The organism is Saccharothrix sp. NBAS 001 (assembly GCF_056640475.1).
This window is the reverse complement of record NZ_CM153251.1, coordinates 5,345,997-5,364,266: the sequence shown is the minus strand read 5'-3', so window position 1 is coordinate 5,364,266 and position 18,270 is coordinate 5,345,997. Positions and strand designations below refer to the sequence as shown.

Genomic DNA, 18,270 nt, shown 5'->3' with positions numbered 1-18,270 from the left:
GGCGGTGGCTAGGCGGGCACCGCGCTGCCCGGCACGGTGTCGGCGAGCAGGAAGCACACCTCGTCCACCACCCGGCGCGGGTCGTCCGGCGCGACCACCGCGCAGTGCACGCCGCGCGCCGCGATCTCGACGGCCAGGTGCTCGGTGTAGGTGACGGCGGCGGCCCGGGACGCCGCGTAGGCGGCCAGGCTCGCCCGGGGCACGGCGACCGGGGGCGCGGCGACCAGGACGATCGTGCCGTGCCGGCGCTGCACCATCCGCGCGGCGACCGCGCGCGAGGCGTGGAACACCCCGTCCGCGTTCACCGCGAAGCTGTGCGCCCAGTCCGCGTCGGACACCGTCAGCGCCGGTCCGGGCCGCAGCTCGGCGGCCGTGGTGACCAGCGCGTCGATCGGCCCGAACTCGCGTTCCACCTGGTCCACCAGCGCGTCCACGGCCGCGCCGGAGGTCACGTCGATCTGCCGCCCGACGATCCGCAGGCCCGTGCCCTGCAACCGCTCGACGAGGTCCGCGAGCCGCGCCCCGTCGCCGTCCACGGCGGCGACCAGCGCGCCGCGCCGGCCCAGCGCCTCCACCACCGCCGCGCCCGGCGTCGCGCACGCACCGGTCACCAGCGCGATCCTGTGACTGAATTCGGCTTTCATCCCCAGCACTCCCCAGTTCTGCCCGCCCCGAACGTAATCGCCGGACCGGTCGCCGGGGAACTACCCGCGTGAGTAGTCGGAAAAGATCCGCGGAACAGGAAAACCACGCGAACGGGTAGTCCACGTGAAATACGACTCCCCGGTAGGTCCGGGCAATCGCGGAACCCTAGACTGACCACCCGTGGTCCACCAGCCGATGATCGCCCCGAGCATCCTGTCCGCCGACTTCGCCCGACTCGCCGACGAGGCCGCCGCCGTCGCCGGCGCGGACTGGTTGCACGTGGACGTCATGGACGCGCACTTCGTGCCCAACCTGACGCTCGGTCTGCCGGTGGTGAAATCGCTGCTCCGCGCGACCGACGTGCCGCTGGACTGCCACCTGATGATCGACGACCCGGACCGCTGGGCGATCGGGTACGCCGAGGCCGGCGCGTATAACGTGACCGTGCACGTCGAGGCCGCCGCCGACCCGGTCCGGCTGGCCAAGGACCTGCGCGCGGCCGGCGCGAAGGCCGGCCTGTCGCTCAAGCCCGGCACGCCGATCGAGCCCTACACCGACGTCCTCAAGCACTACGACACGCTGCTGGTGATGTCCGTCGAGCCCGGTTTCGGCGGCCAGAAGTTCATCGCCGACGTGCTGGACAAGGTCCGCACCGCGCGCCGGCTGGTCGACACCGGCCACCTGACGCTGGTCGTGGAGATCGACGGCGGGATCAACGCCGACACCATCGAGCAGGCCGCCGAGGCGGGCGTGGACTGCTTCGTCGCCGGGTCGGCCGTCTACGACGCCGCCGACCCCGGCCAGGCCGTCGAACGGCTGCGCGCGCAGGCCGCCCGGCACCGCCCGTGAACGACCGCGCGTGGTCCGCCGCGATGGCCCTGGCCGTCGAGGCGGGCGCGCGGGCGCACGGCACGACCAGCCCGAACCCGCCGGTCGGCGCGGTCGTGCTGGACGCCTCGGGCGGCCTGGCCGGCACCGGGTGGACCCGGCCGCCCGGTGGGGCGCACGCCGAGGTCGGCGCGCTCGCGCGAGCCGGTGACCGGGCGCGCGGCGGCACCGCCGTGGTCACCCTGGAGCCGTGCGCGCACCACGGCCGCACCCCGCCGTGCGCGACCGCGCTGGTCGACGCCGGCATCGCCCGGGTGGTGTTCGCCAACGCCGACCCCAACCCGAAGGCCGCCGGGGGAGCCGCGGTGCTGCGGGCCGCCGGCGTCGAGGTCGTGCATCTGCCGACCGACGTCGAGGCGCTGCGCGCGTGGCTGCACTACGCCCGCACCGGCCGCCCGCACGTGACCTGGAAGTACGCCGCCACCCTGGACGGCCGGGTGGCCGCCGCCGACCGCACCAGCCGGTGGATCAGCTCGCCCGAGTCGCGGGCCGAGGTGCACGCGCTGCGCACCACCGTCGACGCGATCGTGGTCGGCACCGGCACGGTCCGCGCCGACGACCCCCGGCTCACCGCGCGGGGAACAGACGTGACCCGGCAACCGTTGCGGGTGGTCGTGGGGGTGGGGGACCTGCCGCGCGGCGCGCACGTGCTGGACGGCGAAGCCGAGACGCTGCACGTCCGGACGCACGACCCGGACGTGGTCCTGGCCGCGCTCGCCGCGCGGGGAGCGGTCGACGTGCTCCTGGAGGGCGGGCCTACGCTGGCGGGTGCCTTCGCGCGCGCCGGCCGGATCGACCGGGTCCTCGCCTACGTCGCGCCGAAGCTGCTGGGGGACGGGCCGACCGCTCTGCGGGACGCGGGGGTGTCGACCATCACCGACGCTGTGGGATTGGTCGTGGAGCAGGTCAGGATGTGCGGACCGGACGTGCGGATCTCCGCTGTGCCGGCCCCGCCGCGGTAGAGGAGGAACGGTGTTCACCGGGATCGTCGAGGAGTTGGGTGAGGTCGTCGCGGTGACCGACCTGCCGGACGCGGCGCGGATCACCATCGCGGGTCCGCTGGTGACCGGTGACGCGAAGCACGGCGATTCGATCGCGGTGAACGGCGTGTGCCTCACCGTGGTGGACGTCGTGGGCGGCGCGTTCACCGCGGACGTGATGCGGGAGACGCTGCTGCGCAGCAGCCTCGCCAAGGTCGCGGAGGGCGACCGGGTCAACCTGGAGCGCGCCGCGGCCCTCGGGCAGCGCCTGGGCGGCCACATCGTGCAGGGCCACGTGGACGGCACCGGCACGGTGCTCGCCCGGGAGAAGGCCGAGCACTGGGAGGTCGTGCACGTCGGCCTGCCCCGGGACCTGGCCCGGTACGTGGTGGAGAAGGGCTCGATCACCGTGGACGGCGTCTCGCTGACCGTGGTGTCGGTGGCCGACGACAGGTTCAGCGTGAGCCTGATCCCGACCACCCTGGAACTGACCACGCTGGGCCGGCGGAGTCCCGGCGACCCGGTCAACCTTGAGGTGGACGTGCTGGCGAAGTACGTCGAACGACTCGCCGCACCCCACCTCGCGGGCAAGTCTGAGGAGACCCGGTGAAGGACTTCGCCGACATCGAGCGGGCCATCGCGGCCGTCGCGGAGGGCCGCGCGGTCGTCGTCGTGGACGACGAGGACCGCGAGAACGAGGGCGACCTGATCTTCGCCGCCGAGAAGGCCACGCCGGAGCTGCTGGCGTTCATGGTGCGCTACACCTCGGGGTACGTGTGCGTGGCGCTCACCGAGGCCGACTGCGAACGGCTCGACCTGCCGCCGATGTACCACACCAACCAGGACCAGCGCGGCACCGCGTACACGGTGACCGTGGACGCCCGCGAAGGCGTGTCGACCGGCATCTCCGCCGCCGACCGCGCGCACACCATGCGCCTGCTGGCCGACCCGTCCTCGGACGCCAAGGACTTCAGCCGGCCCGGTCACGTGGTGCCGCTGCGCGCCCGCGACGGCGGCGTGCTGCGCCGTCCCGGCCACACCGAGGCCGGGGTGGACCTGGCCCGGCTGGCCGGGCTCGCGCCGGTCGGCGTGCTCTGCGAGATCGTGTCGCAGAAGGACGAGGGCGACATGGCGCGGCGCGACGAGCTGGAGGTGTTCGCCGCCGACCACGACCTGGTGCTGATCACCATCGCCGACCTGATCGCCTACCGCCGGCGGGTGGAGACCCAGGTGGAGCGGGCCGCCGAGGCCCGCATCCCGACCGCGCACGGCACGTTCACCGCGGTCGGCTACGACTCCAAGTTGGACGGCATCGAGCACGTCGCGCTGGTCTACGGCGACCTCGGCGACGGCGAGGACGTGCTGGTCCGGGTGCACTCGGAGTGCCTGACCGGCGACGTGTTCGGGTCGCTGCGCTGCGACTGCGGGCCGCAGCTGGACGCGGCGTTGGAGGCCGTGGCGGCGCAGGGGCGCGGTGTCGTGCTCTACATGCGCGGGCACGAGGGGCGCGGCATCGGCCTCATGCACAAGTTGCAGGCGTACCAGTTGCAGGACAACGGCGTGGACACCGTGGACGCGAACCTGGTGCAGGGCCTGCCGGCGGACGCGCGGGACTACGGGACCGGCGCGCAGATCCTGTGCGAGCTGGGCATCAAGTCCATGCGGCTGCTCACCAACAACCCGGCCAAGCGGGTCGGCCTGGAGGGCTACGGCCTGCGCGTGATCGACCGCGTGCCGCTGCCCATCTCGCCGAACCCGGAGAACCTGCGCTACCTGCGCACCAAGCGCGACCGGATGGGGCACGAGCTGCACCAGCTGGAGCAGTACGAGGCCCTGAGCCAGGGCGGCGCGATCGTCAGCACGGAGGGTGTGGAATGAGCGGCGAAGGTCGGCCCGAGTCGTCGGTGCCGGACGCGACCGGGATCCGGTTGGCCGTGGTGGCCACCCGGTGGCACGAGAAGATCACCTCGCAGCTGGTGCGGCGCGCGGTCGCCGCGGCCGGCGCGGCCGGCGTGCCGTCGCCGACCGTGGTGCGGGTGCCCGGCGCGATCGAGCTGCCGGTGGTGGTCCAGGAACTGGCCCGCACGCACGACGCGGTCGTGGCGCTGGGCGTCGTGATCCGCGGCGGGACACCGCACTTCGAGTACGTGTGCGACTCGGTGACCGCCGGCCTGACCAGGATCGCGCTGGACGAGTCGACCCCGGTCGGCAACGGCGTGCTGACCTGCGACACCGAGGAGCAGGCGCTGGCCCGTGCCGGGTTCGAAGACTCGGCGGAGGACAAGGGCCACGAGGCGGTGACGGCGGCGTTGGACACGGCGTTGGTGCTGCGGTCGCTGCGGGCCGCGTCGTGATCGCGGTGGCCGTCGAATTCCGACCCAAGCGGATCCGCACCGTCGCGGTGATCAGCGCGGTGTTCCTGGTCGCGGTGTTCTCGGTGGTCGGCTGGCTGCTCACGGACACCCCGACCGGCGTGATCTTCCGGACCTCGGACCAGGTCGCGATGGTCGTGCTCGGCGTGCTGCTGGCCTGCGGCGTGCTGCTGCTGGCCCGACCCCGGGTGCGCGCCGACGAAACCGGCGTCGAGGTGCGCAACGTCGTCACGATCCGGCGGTTCGAGTGGTCCGAGGTGCTGCACGTGTCGTTCCCGGACGGCGCGTCGTGGGCCCGGCTGGAACTGCCCGACGACGAGTACGTCTCGATCATGGCGATCCAGTCGGTCGACCGGGACCACGCCGTGGCGGCGGTCCGCGCGCTGCGCGAACTCCACCGCGCCGCCACCGGCTGACCGTCGCGCGGGAACCCCGCCGGTCGGCTCGTCCGCGTCGGTCGGTCCCGCGTCCGGGGCCGGGTGCGGTTCGCGAGCGCCTGCGCGGCGGCGCGGTCTGATCGTCGTGGTGCCGTTGGCGGACCGCTGTCAGCCAACGGCACCCTTTCCCGGATTGTCCGGTCTGCCTAGGTTCGAAAGATCGACCTGAACCTTGGGGGCCCGGAATGCGTAGACGTACTGTCCTGGCAGGTGCCGCCGTCGCGGCCGGCGCGGCGGCACTGGGGCTCAACCCGGTGGCCAACGCCCAGCGGCCCGGCGCGTCGCAGGCGCCGGACCTGCTCCTCGGCGACTACCCGGTGGTCGGCCGGGTCCGGGCCCGGCGGGCGCTGGAGCACCTGCGGGTGCTCAGCGAGCGGATCGGCCAGCGGATCGGCGGCACCGAGTCCGAGCACCGGGCCCGCGACTACCTCGCGGGCGTGCTGCGCGACCTGCGCTACCGGGTGGACCTCCAGCCGTTCGCCGTGCCCGACAAGTACCTGTCCACGCTGACCCTGCCCGACAAGTCCCGCTGGAACGCCGGGTCGTCCCGGTTCGGCGCGCTCGGGGTGACCGCGAGCGGGCCGCTGGTGGACGCCGACACCGGCGCGGCGCTGCCCGCCGACCTCGCCGGCAAGGTCGTGCTGCTGGTCAACGTCCCCGCCGCCTCCACCGCTGTGTACGACGCGGTCGCGCGCGGTGCGGCGGCGGTGCTGATCGGCCGGGTCTCCACGCCGCCGGCGGGGAAGACGAGCGCGTTCTCGCCCACGCTCACGTCGAACGTCGCCGTCCCGGTGCTGGGCATCGCGCAGGTGCACGTCGAGCGGCTGCGTGCCGCCAAACCCGCGAAGCTGACCGTCTCCACCACCCACCACGCTTCGCTGACCTCGTACAACGTGATCGCCGAGCGGCCCGCGACGTTCGGTGGCAAGGGCGTGGTCATGGTGACCGCGCACTATGACAGCGTGCCGGGGTCGCCGGGCGCGAACGACGACGGCAGCGGCACCGTGCTCGTGCTCGAACTCGCGCGCGTGCTGCGGCACCTGCCGACGCACAAGGCGTTGCGGTTCGCGTTGTGGGGCTCGGAGGAACAGGGCCTGCTCGGTTCGCGCCACTACGTCTCGCAGCTCACCGATGACGACGCCGCGCGCATCTCGGGCGTCTTCCAGAACGACATGGTGGCCACCAGCCACGGCCCGGCCACCGCGTACTGGCTGCTCTCGGTCGACGGCGGCGACAACAACACCACCCGCGAGGTCGCGGCGGCGGCCGGGCGGCTGGGCTACGACCCGCGCGTGCACGGCCCGGTGGCCCGGGGCAGCAGCGACCACGTGCCGTTCCACGAGCGCAAGATCGCGGCGGCGAACTTCAGCTGGCGCGGCGAGGGCGGCCCGCACGAGCTGGAACCGCTCTACCACACGCCCGAGGACACCATCGCGGCCAACGTGAGCGCCGAACGCCTCCAGGTGTCGCTGGAACTCATCGGGGCGGCGGCGTACCGCCTGGCCCGCGCACGGAGTTAGCCGCGCCGAGGAACCGCTCGCCGAGCACCCGCAGGTGCTCGGCGAGTTCGGGCGGCTCCCGCACGTCGAAGTCGATGCCGAGCAGGCCGATCCACAGGCCGATCTCCGCCAACGACGGCGAGCCCACGGTGAGCAGCGTCCGCTCGTCGTCGATGCGCTCCAGGTGCACCGACGACCACGAGGCTTTCGCCGCGAGCACGTCCAGCGGCGCGTGCATGACCAGCTTCGCGTGGTAGGTGTAAGGCGCGACGGAGAGCTGGCGCGACACGTAGGACGCCAGGTCGTCCGACGGCGGTTCGCGGGGTGTGAAGCGCGCGGCCGGGGTGGGTTCCTCGGTGATCCGGTCCACCCGGAACGTCCGCCAGTCCGCCTTGTCGACGTCCCACGCCACCAGGTACCAGCGCCGCCCGGTGTGGGCCAGCCCCAACGGCTCGACGTGCCGCTTGGTGTCGCCTTCCCGGCCCGTGTACGGGAACCGCAGGCGCTGGTGGTCGCGGCACGCGCCGGCGATCGCGGTCAACGTCCGGGAATCCACCCGCGCCACGGTGGGCGTGAGTGAGATCGTGTGCTCCTGCAAGGCGTTGACCCGCCGGCGCAGCCGGGTCGGCAGCACCTGCTCCAGCTTCGCCAGCGCCCGCACGGAGGTCTCCTCGATGCCGGCGACCGTGCCGTTGGCGGCCGTGCGCAACCCCACGGCGACCGCCACGGCCTCGTCGTCGTCCAGCAGCAGCGGCGGCAGCTCGGCTCCCGCGCCCAGCTGGTAGCCGCCCGCGACGCCCGGCGCGGCGTTCACCGGGTAGCCGAGGTTGCGCAGCTTGTCGACGTCGCGGCGCACGGTCCGCACGTCCACGCCCAGCCGGGCGGCCAGGTCCGCGCCGGTCCAGTCGCGGCGGACCTGGAGCAGGGACAGCAGCTTGAGCAGGCGTGCGGACGTTTCCAGCATGACGCCGAGTCTGCCACCCATTGCGGACAGCTCCTGTCACCTAATCGCCTAGGACTTGCGCTTCGCCTCCTCCGGCCACACGACCACCACCGGCACGCCCGACGCGCGCGCCGTCTCCACGACGTCCGCCGTGCCGCCCCGGCCGTCCGGCGGGTTGCCGTCCCAGACCGCGATCAGCAGCTCGACCGACGCGAGCATCCGCTCGTTGGCCATGACGTAGGCGTGCCGCCCGGACACCTCGTTGGGCAGCACGCTGACCACGTCCGCCTTCGCCAGCAGGTCGTCGTACTGGGCCCGCCGCTCCGGCTTGAGCTTGTCCCGGTAGTCCATCGCGGGCAGCACCGCCTCGACCCGGCCGCCCAGGGCGAGCACCGCCTGCGCGAACAGCTGGTCCGCGCCCGGCGCCAGGCAGGTCACCCCGACCAGGGATGACCCGCCCGCCGCCTCGGCCTCCAACGCCGCCCGGACGGCTTCCCGCACGGCGTCGACGCATTCGGGCACCAAGTTGCTGTGCCCGGTGATTCCCACGCGCATCAGGCCGTCCGAACTCCGCGAATCGCCTCACGGGTGTCCCGCACCACCGGCAGTTCCCGGTGCCGCTCGGCTTCCTTGGCGAAGTCCTGCAACTTGCGCAGCACCCGCCCCGAAGCCAGACCCGCCGCGGTCGGCAGGACGTCGTGGATCAGCCCGCAGGCCTCCTCCGGCTCACCGGAGACCATCCGCGTGCGGGCCAGCCCGATCACGTCGAACGCCCGGTTGCGCACCCTGGAGGGGTCGCGCAGCCGCAGCGCCCGGCGGATGTGCTTCTCCGCCAACGGGGCCTGCTTCGGGTCGTGCCCGGACAGATCGCGCATCCGGGCCCCGATCACGCCTTCCAGCTCCGCCTCGTCGAAGCTGTCCAGCCACCACGGCTCCGCGCCGTCCTTGCGCTGCGCGAAGCTGTCCTGCGCCTGTCCCACGGCGCGGTGGAACTCCCGCACCCGACCCATTTGCGCGTACGCCCACGCCTCGCGCGTGCGCAGCAGCGCCTCTAAGGTCGGGGTGGCGTTGCGCCGCGTCCCGTACTGGCCCAACTGCACCAGCTCCAAACCGTCCGCCGGACGTCCCAGGTCGAACATCTGCCGGGCCATCGCGGCCAGGCAGAGCGCGGCGAACGGGTCGTTGCCGCCCGCCTTCGCCATGCGCACACCGAGCACGTAGTAGCGCTGCGCCGCGTCGTGCATCCCGGCATCCCAGGACATGCTCGCCGCGACCTTGGACAACTCCGCGCCGATGAAGAAGGCCCGTTCCGTAGTGGGACCCGCGGGCGCCCGTGACAACCGCTCGGCCAGTTCCTCCAACTGCCCGAGCACCGCCTTGCGCGCCAGCCCGTACCCGCCTCGTCCGCCCCACCCGCGCAGCCCGTCCGCGACGTTCTGCAACGCCGCCAACTCGTCCTCGCTGATCGCCGCGCTGGACGACCACCTGGACAGGGGCTGGAGGGGGTGGAGCCACCGCTGAAGCGGTTCGACCAGGGCGGGACCCATAGCCACCGCGGCTGCTCCGGTGAGCGCCGCTCGTCTGCTGATCGCCAAGTCGCTCCTCGCCGTCTCCTCGACCGATCTTGCGATGCTCGCCGCGTCCCACGCCGGGGCGAGCACATCGGGCGGGGCGCCGTGTTCGGGCCCTGCCTGGCTTGGGATACCGACTCGGTCGAACCAGACCCGGTCGCCGGGGACGCCGAGCACCCGCGCGAAGTGGCGCAGGCGGTCGATCCGGTCGATCGGGTTCTCGCCGGTCTCGTACCGCGAGAGCTGCGCCTGGCTGATCCCCAGCCAGGACGCCATGCGGTCCTGGGTGACGCGGCTGACGTGGTGCGGGTGGTGGCGGTAAGCGGCGAGGACCGCTCCCATGTCACGGTCGGCGAAGGCGGCGGCCATCGCCTCGTGGTCCCAGAAGTCGGCTGAGACCTCGGGCGGGCCGAACAGCTCGGTACGCGCGTTGCGCCGGCACCGGTGGCAGAGCCGGTCGGTGTTGTCGGCGGCGATGAGCGCTCCGCACAACGGGCAAGCTCGCCTGGTACTGGCTGCTCTTCGAGCTTTCGGTTCCATCGGCTCGCTCCCGTCACTGAGCGTGCTCGACAGTCTATATAGATGTGATCGCGAGTCCATGCATTTGATGCATAAGACGGGGTGAAGCGTCGTGTCGGTGGTCTGGTGACACCGAGTGGTGGATGGGCTTGACCCGGCCGGTGCATGGATCCCACCCGAAGCCTGTGTGGTGGTCGGCGGCCCCGGCGAGAACCCTGCCGGTTGTGCCCGAACCGGGACGACCCCCGTTCCCGAGCACCCGCCCGCTCCACCCGACCGGGGAGGGAACCTCCGCTGATGAGCATCACCGCCACCACGACCGCTGAATCAAGCCCGCGAACCGGGCCCCGTGACCGCGCGCACCAGCAGGCGCTCGGTGAGGCCATCGCGGGCTATCGGCTGCTGGGTTGGAAGGTGTCGGTCACCGAGCAGGGCGTCTTCCTGCCGCTGGGCCCGGCGACCACCGCCCTGGCCATGCCCGCGCGCATCGGTTCGCGGGTGCTGGCCGACCTCAAGGCCAGGATGCTGGCCGGACCCGTCACCGTCATACCCGGTCCCCGGGAGCACTGGATCTTCCTCGCCGAACTCGTCGCCCTGCTGCCCACGCACCTCAAGGCGCCGCCCGAGGTCCAGTTCGTCCGCTCGCCGCAGCGGATCGCCCTGCCCCCCACGATGACCCGGTACGGCTCCCTGCGCTGGGCGAACCCGCCGTCGCACTCCCGGCACTGGTTCCCCCCGTTCACCGCGGTGCTCGCGCTGGCCCGGACGGCGACCGCCCAGGACCGCTAGGTGAAGATGGGCGGGTGGAACGACGGACCCTGCTGCTGTGCGGCCTGCTCGCCCTGACCGGATGCGGTGCCGCCGGCACCGCTCGGAAGCCCGGCGTGGGTTCCGCCAAGGCGGGGGACCGGGTCGCCGGGCTGGCCGACGTGCCCGAGGGCACCGGCAAGCTGGTCGACCTGCCCGGTGACGGTCAGCTGCTCGTGGTGCGCACCGCCGCCGGCGTCCGCGTGTTCAACCCGGCCTGCCCGCACCAGGGCACGGTGGTCGGGCCGCCCGCCGCGGGCGTGATCACCTGCCCGACCCACCACAGCGAGTTCGACCCGGCCACCGGCGCGGTGCTGTCCGGCCCGTCGCCGAAGGGGCTGGTGGAGGTGCCGGTGCGGGTGTCGGGCGAGGACGTGCTGTTGGCGTGAGCTGTCGATGTCGACAGGTCGACGTCGGTCGAAGTGTCGAACCGGACCGCGCGTGTTCTCGTATTGGTGGTGTGACCGAACGACGACCCACCACCACATCGCGGAGGACCGGTTTGAGCACCCCCGAGAACCCAGGGCTGTCCCGTCGCTCGATGCTGTGCGGCGTCCTCGTGGCGCTGGCCGTGCCCGGTGGCCTCGCCGCGTGCGGTGACGCCGGCACCACCTCCGGCGGTGCCGGCCCGACCGGCAACGGCAAGACCGGCACCGGCGCGCCCACGGGTTCCGCCCCGACCGGTTCGAGCCCGACCGGCGGCGGGGCCGAGGGCGTCGTGGCGCTGTCCGAGGTGCCGGACGGCGGCGGCGTGGTCGTGGAAACCCCCGACAAGCCGCTCGTGATCACCCGATCGGGCAACACCGTGAAGGCGTTCGACGCCACCTGCCCGCACGCCGGGACCACCGTCGGAGCCCCCGTCAACGGCGTCATCACGTGCCCGAACCACGGCAGCACCTTCAAGGCGTCCGACGGCGCCCGCACCGGCGGCCCGGCGGCCACCGGCCTGAAGACGGTGAACGTGAAGGTGGAGAACGACCAGGTGATCGTCCTGCCGTGAGGCGATCTCGACCGGCGGCGAACCGGCACCCCGCCGGCGGCCGTCCGGGCGGCACTGCTGCCGGAACGGGTCGAGGAGTCCGGCACGGCCCTGGTCGCGGCCCGAACACCCTCCGCTCGGGCGGGTGGTCGCGCCCGCGAACGAGGTCGAGCGGCCCGGTGGTCTCTACCACCTGCCGTTCGGCGACGGGCGCGGGTCGATCACCTACCTGCTGCTCAGGAGTCGGCGCAGGGTGGACGTGCTGGTCGTCACCCGGGTGTCATTCGGGTAACGCCCGACCAGCGGACAGGGGTCGGGCGCTCGATCGATTGTCGGTGGGCGCACGTAGGCTTGTCGGGTGGCCGACCCGTCGACCTATCGCCCCGCGACAGGCACCATCCCCGATGCACCCGGCGTGTACAAGTTCCGTGACGCGACCGGTCGTGTCGTGTACGTCGGCAAGGCCAAGAGCCTGCGCCAGCGGCTGAACTCGTACTTCGCCGACATCGCCGGGCTGCACCCGCGCACCCGGCAGATGGTGACCACCGCCGCCGGTGTCGAGTGGACGGTCGTCGCGACCGAGGTCGAGGCGCTCCAGCTGGAGTACAACTGGATCAAGGAGTTCGACCCCCGGTTCAACGTCCGCTACCGGGACGACAAGTCCTACCCCGTGCTCGCGGTCACCCTCAACGAGGAGTTCCCGCGCCTGCACGTCTACCGCGGCCCCCGGCGCAAGGGCGTCCGCTATTTCGGCCCGTACGCGCACGCGTGGGCCATCCGCGAGACGCTCGACCTCCTGCTCCGCGTCTTCCCGGCGCGCACCTGCTCGGCGGGCGTCTTCAAGCGGCACAACCAGATCGGCCGGCCCTGCCTGCTCGGCTACATCGACAAGTGCTCCGCACCGTGCGTCGGCCGGGTCACCGCCGACGAGCACCGCGACATCGTCGAGGACTTCTGCGACTTCCTGGCCGGCAAGACCGACGCGATGGTCCGCCGCCTGGAGAAGGAGATGACGGCCGCCGCCGAGGAGCTGGAGTTCGAGAAGGCCGCCCGGCTGCGCGACGACCAGTCCGCGCTCAAGCGCGCCCTCGAAAAGCAGGCCGTGGTGTTCGGCGACGGCACGGACGCCGACGTCGTCGCGTTCGCCCAGGACGACCTCGAAGTCTCCGTGCAGGTCTTCCACGTGCGCGGCGGCCGGGTGCGCGGCCAGCGCGGCTGGGTCGTGGACAAGGTGGACGAGACCGGGGTCGCCGACCTGGTGGACCAGTTCGTCACCCAGTTCTACGGCGAGCAGGTCGACTCGGCGCGGGTCAGCGGAGTGGAGTCCGCGCCCGTGCCGCGTGAGGTGCTGGTGCCCGAACTGCCCGAGGACGCGGCCGCCGTGGAGAAGTGGCTGTCGGACCTGCGGGGCGGCCGGGTCGCGCTGCGGGTGCCGCAGCGCGGTGACAAGAGGGCGCTCATGGAGACCGTCGAGCGCAACGCGAAGGAGGCGTTCCAGCAGCACAAACTGCGTCGCGCGGGCGATCTGACGGCCCGGTCGGCGGCGTTGCAGGAACTCCAGGACGCCTTGGGCCTGGACACCGCGCCGCTGCGCATCGAATGCACCGACATCAGCCACGTCCAGGGGACGGACGTGGTGGCGTCGTTGGTGGTGTTCGAGGACGGGCTGGCGCGCAAGGCCGAGTACCGGCGCTTTGCCATCCGCGAGGGGGCGGAGCAGGGCGACGTGGGCTCGATCGCGGAGGTGGTGCGCCGGCGGTTCCAGGCGTACCTGCGGGAGAACGCCGACCGCCCGGACGGCCCGCTGCCGGGCATCGACCCGGACACGGGCAAGCCGCGCAGGTTCGCCTACGCGCCGAACCTGCTGGTCGTGGACGGTGCGGGGCCGCAGGCGCAGGCCGCGTCGGACGTGCTGGCCGAACTGGGCATCACGGACGTGGCGGTGGTGGGCCTGGCGAAGCGGCTGGAGGAGGTGTGGGTGCCCGGCGAACCGGACCCGGTGATCCTGCCCCGCACCAGCGAAGCCCTCTACCTGCTGCAACGGGTGCGCGACGAGGCGCACCGGTTCGCCGTGTCCTACCACCGGCAGAAGCGGTCCAAGCGGCTGACGACCTCCGCGCTGGACGACGTGCCGGGCCTGGGGCAGACGCGCAAGGCCGCGCTGCTCAAGCACTTCGGCTCGGTGAAGAAACTGCGTGAAGCGAGCATCGAGGAGATCAGCGGGGTGCCTGGAGTGGGCAGGCGCACCGCGGAGGCCGTGCACGCGACGTTGGGCGCGGCCGGTACCGAAAGCGTCGGCGGAGCCGACCATCAGAGGGAGCACAAGTGAGCGCACAGGCCGGCGAGAAGTCCGGCATCGAGGTCGCGGTGGTGACGGGCCTGTCGGGGGCGGGCCGCAGCACCGCCGCGAAGTGCCTGGAGGACCTGGGCTGGTTCGTGGTGGACAACCTGCCGCCCGAGCTGATCGCGACGATGGTGGAGCTGGGCGCGCAGGCGCGGGGGGCCATCACCAGGGTCGCGGTCGTGATGGACGTGCGCAGCCGCGCGTTCACCGAGGACCTGGCGGCGGTGATCAAGGACCTGGACGCCCGGGGCTACAAGCCGAAGGTGCTGTTCCTGGAGGCCACCGACGACGTGCTGATCCGGCGGTTCGAGTCGGTGCGGCGCGGCCACCCGTTGCAGGCGGACGGGCGGCTCGCGGACGGCATCGAGGCGGAGCGCGTCCTGCTCACGCCGCTGCGCGAGGAGGCCGACCTGGTGCTGGACACCTCCGCGCTGTCGGTGCACCAGCTGCGGGCCAAGATCGAGGACACGTTCGGCAGCGAGTCGGCGACCCGGACCCGCGTCACGGTCCTGTCCTTCGGCTACAAGTACGGCCTGCCGATGGACTCCGACCTGGTGATGGACGTCCGGTTCCTGCCGAACCCGTTCTGGATCCCGGAGCTGCGCGAGCAGACGGGCCTGGACGGCGACGTCCGCAACTACGTGCTCACCCAGGAGGGCGCGGAGGAGTTCCTGGACCGCTACCACGAGCTGCTGCGGCTGATCGGCGCCGGCTACCGGCGCGAGGGCAAGCGGTACCTGACGCTGGCCGTGGGCTGCACCGGCGGCAAGCACCGCAGCGTGGCCATCTCCGAGGAGCTGGCCTCGCGGCTGGCCGCCGAGGACGGCATGGCGGTCAAGGTCGTGCACCGGGACCTGGGACGCGAGTGAGTTCGGTCGCGCCGAAGGTGGTGGCGCTGGGCGGTGGGCGCGGACTGCACGTCACGCTCACCGCCCTGCGGCGGATGACCGAGGACGTCACCGCGGTGGTGACGGTCGCCGACGACGGCGGCTCGTCCGGGCGGCTGCGCCGCGAGCTGGGCCTGCTGCCGCCCGGCGACCTGCGCAAGGCCATGGTGGCGCTGGCCGACACCGAGGGCAGCGGCGCGCTGTGGGCGACGCTGTTCCAGCGCCGGTTCGGCGGCACCGGCGCGCTGGCCGGGCACGCCGTGGGCAACCTGGTGCTGGCCGGCCTGCTGGAGGAGCTGGGCGACCCGGTCGAGGTGCTGCGCGAGGCGGGCCGGCTGCTCGGCGTGCACGGCCGCGTGCTGCCGATGTGCACCGAGCCGCTGGAGATCGAGGCGGACGTGACGGGCCTGGACGAGGACGTCGACGTGGTGCGCCGGATCCGCGGCCAGGTGGCGATCGCCACGACCCCCGGTCGGGTGCAGCGGATCCGCCTGTACGGCCCCGGAGGGCCCGCGGAGCCGCCCAAGGGCTGCCCGGAGGCCGTGGAGGCGGTGCTGGGCGCGGACGTCGTGCTGCTCGGGCCCGGGTCGTGGTTCACCAGCGTGCTGCCGCACCTGCTGGTGCCGGAGCTGCACGACGCGCTGACGCGCACGGCGGCGAAGAAGGTCGTGGTGCTCAACCTCGTCCCCCAACCGGGGGAAACCGCCGGGTTTTCGCCGGAGCTGCACCTCGACGTGTTGTGCGCGCACGCGCCCACGTTGCGGGTGGACGCCGTGATCGCGGACGTCGACGCGGTGCCCGTTCCGGACAGCCTGCGCCGCGCCGCCGCAGCTCTCGGGGCTGCGGCGCACCTGTCGCCGATCGCGCTGCCGGGTTTCCCGGACCGTCACGACCCGGTCGCCCTGGCGTCGGGCATTCGTCGTGCGTTGGACGGCCTGCCTGCGACGCCTGAGGAGCCGTCAAGTACAACCCTCCAGGAAGAACGCGAGACCAGGGGAGGCGATGAGCCGTGGCGATGACGTCTGCGGTCAAGGACGAGCTGAGCAGGCTGGCCGTCTCCAAGACCTGCTGCCGCCGTGCGGAGGTCGCCTCGCTGCTGCGGTTCGCGGGCGGTCTGCACATCGTGGGCGGGCGGGTCGTGGTCGAGGCGGAGCTGGACCTGGGTTCCACCGCCCGGCGGCTGCGCCGGGAGATCCACGAGCTGTACGGGCACCAGTCGGACGTGTTCACCATCACCTCCAGCGGGCTGCGCAAGGGCACCCGGTTCGTGGTGCGGGTGGTCAAGGACGGCGAGGGCCTGGCCCGGCAGACCGGCCTGCTGGACCCGCGCGGCCGCCCGGTGCGCGGGCTGCCCGCGCCGGTGGTGTCCGGCGGGGTGTGCGACGCCGAGGCGGCCTGGCGCGGCGCGTTCCTGGCGCACGGCTCGCTGACCGAGCCCGGCCGGTCGTCGTCCATGGAGGTCACCTGCCCCGGCCCGGAGGCGGCGCTGGCCCTGGTCGGCGCGGCCCGGCGGATGGGCATCGGCTCGAAGTCCCGCGAGGTCCGGGGCGCGGAGCGGGTGGTGATAAGGGACGGCGACGCGATCGGCGCGATGCTGACCCGGCTCGGCGCGCACGACAGCGTGCTGGCCTGGGAGGAGCGGCGGATGCGCCGCGAGGTCCGGGCGACGGCGAACCGGCTGGCCAACTTCGACGACGCCAACCTGCGCCGCTCGGCGCGGGCCGCGGTCGCCGCGGCGGCGCGGGTGCAGCGGGCGCTGGAGATCCTCGGTCCGGAGGCCCCCGACCACCTGGCGGCGGCGGGCGCGCTGCGCCTGGCCCACCGGCAGGCGTCGCTGGAGGAGTTGGGCCAGCTCTCCGACCCGCAGATGACCAAGGACGCGGTGGCGGGCCGGATCCGCCGGCTGCTGGCGATGGCCGACAAGCGGGCCAGGGAGCTGGGCATGCCGGACACCGAGTCGGCGGTCACCGCGGACATGCTCGAAGCCGAGGTCTGACCCGCCCCCCGGCCGCCCCGGGTTCCGGTGCCGGTGCCCGGCACCGGGCCGGAACCCGCCTGGCCGCCCTCGTCCGCCCCACGCGCGGCTCGCACCCGCGCGACCGCCGCCGTTCGGGCGCGCCACCCGATCACCCTCCGTCGGCATCCGGTGACGCAGTGCGGCCGGGCGGGTGGTGGTGACGGTCCGTGCGCCGACCGCCGGAAGGCGCAGACGTCACCGGACGTGGTGGTTACTGAACCGTAGCTCTGGATTTTCTTGCTCGATAAAGAGATCCTGGTGGTCCACGTGACCAGGGGCGCAGCACGGAGGATAGGCTGGCTCGCGGCTGCTCGCAGTCAATCCGCACGCACCCTGGCGCATCGCCAGTCGAGTATCGAGGAGACTCACCGTGACGGTTCGCGTAGGTGTCAATGGTTTCGGCCGCATCGGTCGCAACTTCTGGCGCGCCGTTCAGGCCAGCGGGCACGACATCGAGATCGTCGCCTTCAACGACCTCGGTGACGTCAACACGATGGCCCACCTGCTCAAGTACGACAGCATCCTCGGGCGGCTGCCGTACGAGGTCAAGGTGAACGACGAGGGCATCGAGGTCGACGGCAAGACGATCAAGGCGCTGGCCGAGCGTGACCCGGGCAAGCTGCCCTGGAAGGACCTCGGCGTCGACGTCGTGGTCGAGTCGACCGGCTTCTTCACCGACGCCGCCGCCGCGCGCAAGCACGTGGACGAGGGCGGCGCCAAGAAGGTCATCATCTCCGCGCCGGCCAAGGGTGAGGACCTCACCGTGGTGCTGGGCGCGAACGACGACCAGTACGACGGCTCGCAGACCGTGATCTCCAACGCCTCGTGCACCACGAACTGCCTGGCTCCGCTGGCCAAGGTGCTGCACGACGCGTTCACCGTCGAGCGCGGCCTGATGACCACGATCCACGCCTACACCCAGGACCAGAACCTCCAGGACGCGCCGCACAAGGACCTGCGCCGCGCCCGGGCCGCCGCGCTGAACATCGTGCCCACCAGCACCGGTGCCGCGAAGGCGATCGGCCTGGTCCTGCCCGAGCTGAAGGGCAAGCTCGACGGCTACGCGCTGCGCGTGCCGGTGCCCACCGGCTCGGCGACCGACCTGACCGTGACCGTCGGCCGGGAGACCACCGTCGAAGAGGTCAACGCCGCCTACAAGGCCGCGGCCGAGGGCGCGCTCAAGGGCTACCTCCGCTACAACGAGGACCCGATCGTGTCCAGCGACATCGTCACCGACCCGGCGTCGTGCATCTACGACGCGCCGCTGACCAAGGTCATCGGCAACCAGGTCAAGGTCATCGGCTGGTACGACAACGAGTGGGGCTACTCCAACCGCCTCGCGGACCTGGTCAACCTGGTCGCCTCGAAGCTCTGACCTCCCT

At 72.7% G+C, this 18,270-nt stretch carries 20 protein-coding genes; 16 read left to right on the top strand and 4 right to left on the bottom strand.

Annotated elements, in window-relative coordinates; genetic code table 11:
- Positions 1-8: 8 nt before the first annotated feature.
- Positions 9-644: an SDR family NAD(P)-dependent oxidoreductase gene (locus tag AC0HI0_RS22210; RefSeq protein ID WP_480925419.1), complete on the bottom strand. Its 636-nt coding sequence runs from the start codon at positions 642-644 to the stop codon at positions 9-11.
- 196 nt (positions 645-840) lie between these two features.
- On the opposite strand from AC0HI0_RS22210, the gene rpe reads away from it, so the two are divergent.
- From rpe to AC0HI0_RS22175, 7 genes are all read left to right on the top strand, one after another.
- On the top strand, positions 841-1,494 hold the full coding sequence (rpe, locus tag AC0HI0_RS22205) for a ribulose-phosphate 3-epimerase (RefSeq protein ID WP_480934360.1): 654 nt from the start codon (positions 841-843) through the stop codon (positions 1,492-1,494).
- 23 nt (positions 1,495-1,517) lie between these two features.
- On the top strand, positions 1,518-2,495 hold the full coding sequence (gene ribD, locus AC0HI0_RS22200) for a bifunctional diaminohydroxyphosphoribosylaminopyrimidine deaminase/5-amino-6-(5-phosphoribosylamino)uracil reductase RibD (protein ID WP_480934359.1): 978 nt from the start codon (positions 1,518-1,520) through the stop codon (positions 2,493-2,495).
- Between the two features lie 10 nt (positions 2,496-2,505).
- A complete protein-coding gene (locus AC0HI0_RS22195; protein WP_480925418.1) occupies positions 2,506-3,123 on the top strand; it encodes a riboflavin synthase in 618 nt (205 codons plus the stop codon).
- Positions 3,120-4,391 (top strand): bifunctional 3,4-dihydroxy-2-butanone-4-phosphate synthase/GTP cyclohydrolase II, encoded by a 1,272-nt coding sequence (locus AC0HI0_RS22190; protein ID WP_480925417.1) that lies wholly within the window; start codon positions 3,120-3,122, stop codon positions 4,389-4,391. Before AC0HI0_RS22195 ends, AC0HI0_RS22190 begins: the two co-directional genes overlap by 4 nt.
- A complete protein-coding gene (gene ribH, locus AC0HI0_RS22185; protein WP_480925416.1) occupies positions 4,388-4,867 on the top strand; it encodes a 6,7-dimethyl-8-ribityllumazine synthase in 480 nt (159 codons plus the stop codon). The genes AC0HI0_RS22190 and ribH overlap by 4 nt, the downstream gene beginning before the upstream one ends.
- Positions 4,868-4,872: 5 nt before the next feature.
- Complete coding sequence (locus AC0HI0_RS22180; RefSeq protein WP_480925415.1) at positions 4,873-5,301, top strand: PH domain-containing protein; 429 nt, start codon at positions 4,873-4,875, stop codon at positions 5,299-5,301.
- Between the two features lie 206 nt (positions 5,302-5,507).
- Entirely contained in the window at positions 5,508-6,842 is a 1,335-nt protein-coding gene (locus AC0HI0_RS22175) for a M28 family metallopeptidase (protein ID WP_480925414.1), read from the top strand.
- Here the strand turns inward: AC0HI0_RS22175 and AC0HI0_RS22170 are convergent.
- Genes AC0HI0_RS22170 through AC0HI0_RS22160 form a run of 3 tightly spaced genes read right to left on the bottom strand, consistent with a single transcriptional unit; the run spans position 6,799 to position 9,827 of the window.
- Entirely contained in the window at positions 6,799-7,785 is a 987-nt protein-coding gene (locus tag AC0HI0_RS22170) for a helix-turn-helix transcriptional regulator (RefSeq protein WP_480925413.1), read from the bottom strand. The genes AC0HI0_RS22175 and AC0HI0_RS22170 overlap by 44 nt on opposite strands.
- Before the next feature lie 48 nt (positions 7,786-7,833).
- Positions 7,834-8,319 (bottom strand): hypothetical protein, encoded by a 486-nt coding sequence (locus tag AC0HI0_RS22165; protein ID WP_480925412.1) that lies wholly within the window; start codon positions 8,317-8,319, stop codon positions 7,834-7,836.
- Entirely contained in the window at positions 8,319-9,827 is a 1,509-nt protein-coding gene (locus AC0HI0_RS22160) for a helix-turn-helix domain-containing protein (RefSeq protein WP_480925411.1), read from the bottom strand. The genes AC0HI0_RS22165 and AC0HI0_RS22160 overlap by 1 nt, the downstream gene beginning before the upstream one ends.
- A gap of 324 nt (positions 9,828-10,151) precedes the next feature.
- On the opposite strand from AC0HI0_RS22160, the gene AC0HI0_RS22155 reads away from it, so the two are divergent.
- The 9 genes from AC0HI0_RS22155 to gap all read left to right on the top strand — a co-directional run bounded on the left by AC0HI0_RS22155 (position 10,152) and on the right by gap (position 18,263).
- Complete coding sequence (locus tag AC0HI0_RS22155) at positions 10,152-10,643, top strand: hypothetical protein (RefSeq protein ID WP_480925410.1); 492 nt, start codon at positions 10,152-10,154, stop codon at positions 10,641-10,643.
- Positions 10,644-10,657: 14 nt separating this feature from the next.
- Entirely contained in the window at positions 10,658-11,050 is a 393-nt protein-coding gene (locus AC0HI0_RS22150) for a Rieske (2Fe-2S) protein (RefSeq protein ID WP_480925409.1), read from the top strand.
- Positions 11,051-11,163: 113 nt separating this feature from the next.
- The gene (locus AC0HI0_RS22145; RefSeq protein ID WP_480925408.1) at positions 11,164-11,661 is read left to right on the top strand and encodes a Rieske (2Fe-2S) protein; all 498 of its coding nucleotides are present in this window, start codon (positions 11,164-11,166) and stop codon (positions 11,659-11,661) included.
- A 124-nt stretch (positions 11,662-11,785) separates the two neighbouring features.
- The gene (locus AC0HI0_RS22140; protein ID WP_480925407.1) at positions 11,786-11,932 is read left to right on the top strand and encodes a hypothetical protein; all 147 of its coding nucleotides are present in this window, start codon (positions 11,786-11,788) and stop codon (positions 11,930-11,932) included.
- A gap of 66 nt (positions 11,933-11,998) precedes the next feature.
- Entirely contained in the window at positions 11,999-13,969 is a 1,971-nt protein-coding gene (uvrC, locus tag AC0HI0_RS22135) for an excinuclease ABC subunit UvrC (RefSeq protein WP_480925406.1), read from the top strand.
- Positions 13,970-13,995: 26 nt separating this feature from the next.
- Positions 13,996-14,853, top strand: coding sequence for an RNase adapter RapZ (rapZ, locus tag AC0HI0_RS22130; RefSeq protein WP_480934358.1), 858 nt, complete (start codon positions 13,996-13,998; stop codon positions 14,851-14,853).
- Positions 14,850-15,890: a gluconeogenesis factor YvcK family protein gene (locus tag AC0HI0_RS22125; protein WP_480925405.1), complete on the top strand. Its 1,041-nt coding sequence runs from the start codon at positions 14,850-14,852 to the stop codon at positions 15,888-15,890. The genes rapZ and AC0HI0_RS22125 overlap by 4 nt, the downstream gene beginning before the upstream one ends.
- Positions 15,881-16,867, top strand: a complete 987-nt coding sequence (gene whiA / locus AC0HI0_RS22120; protein WP_480925404.1) for a DNA-binding protein WhiA — start codon at positions 15,881-15,883, stop codon at positions 16,865-16,867. The genes AC0HI0_RS22125 and whiA overlap by 10 nt, the downstream gene beginning before the upstream one ends.
- Positions 16,868-17,258: 391 nt before the next feature.
- Entirely contained in the window at positions 17,259-18,263 is a 1,005-nt protein-coding gene (gene gap / locus AC0HI0_RS22115) for a type I glyceraldehyde-3-phosphate dehydrogenase (protein ID WP_480925403.1), read from the top strand.
- Positions 18,264-18,270 lie beyond the last annotated feature (7 nt).

Excerpts from the sequence above, each read along its gene's own strand:
- ribH (WP_480925416.1), top strand. The coding sequence starts at position 4,388 with ATGAGCGGCGAAGGTCGGCCCGAGTCGTCGGTGCCGGACGCGACCGGG.
- AC0HI0_RS22155 (WP_480925410.1), top strand. The coding sequence starts at position 10,152 with ATGAGCATCACCGCCACCACGACCGCTGAATCAAGCCCGCGAACCGGG.
- rpe (WP_480934360.1), top strand. The coding sequence starts at position 841 with ATGATCGCCCCGAGCATCCTGTCCGCCGACTTCGCCCGACTCGCCGAC.
- AC0HI0_RS22210 (WP_480925419.1), bottom strand. The coding sequence starts at position 644 with ATGAAAGCCGAATTCAGTCACAGGATCGCGCTGGTGACCGGTGCGTGC.
- ribD (WP_480934359.1), top strand. The coding sequence starts at position 1,518 with ATGGCCCTGGCCGTCGAGGCGGGCGCGCGGGCGCACGGCACGACCAGC.
- AC0HI0_RS22175 (WP_480925414.1), top strand. The coding sequence starts at position 5,508 with ATGCGTAGACGTACTGTCCTGGCAGGTGCCGCCGTCGCGGCCGGCGCG.
- AC0HI0_RS22165 (WP_480925412.1), bottom strand. The coding sequence starts at position 8,319 with ATGCGCGTGGGAATCACCGGGCACAGCAACTTGGTGCCCGAATGCGTC.
- AC0HI0_RS22170 (WP_480925413.1), bottom strand. The coding sequence starts at position 7,785 with ATGCTGGAAACGTCCGCACGCCTGCTCAAGCTGCTGTCCCTGCTCCAG.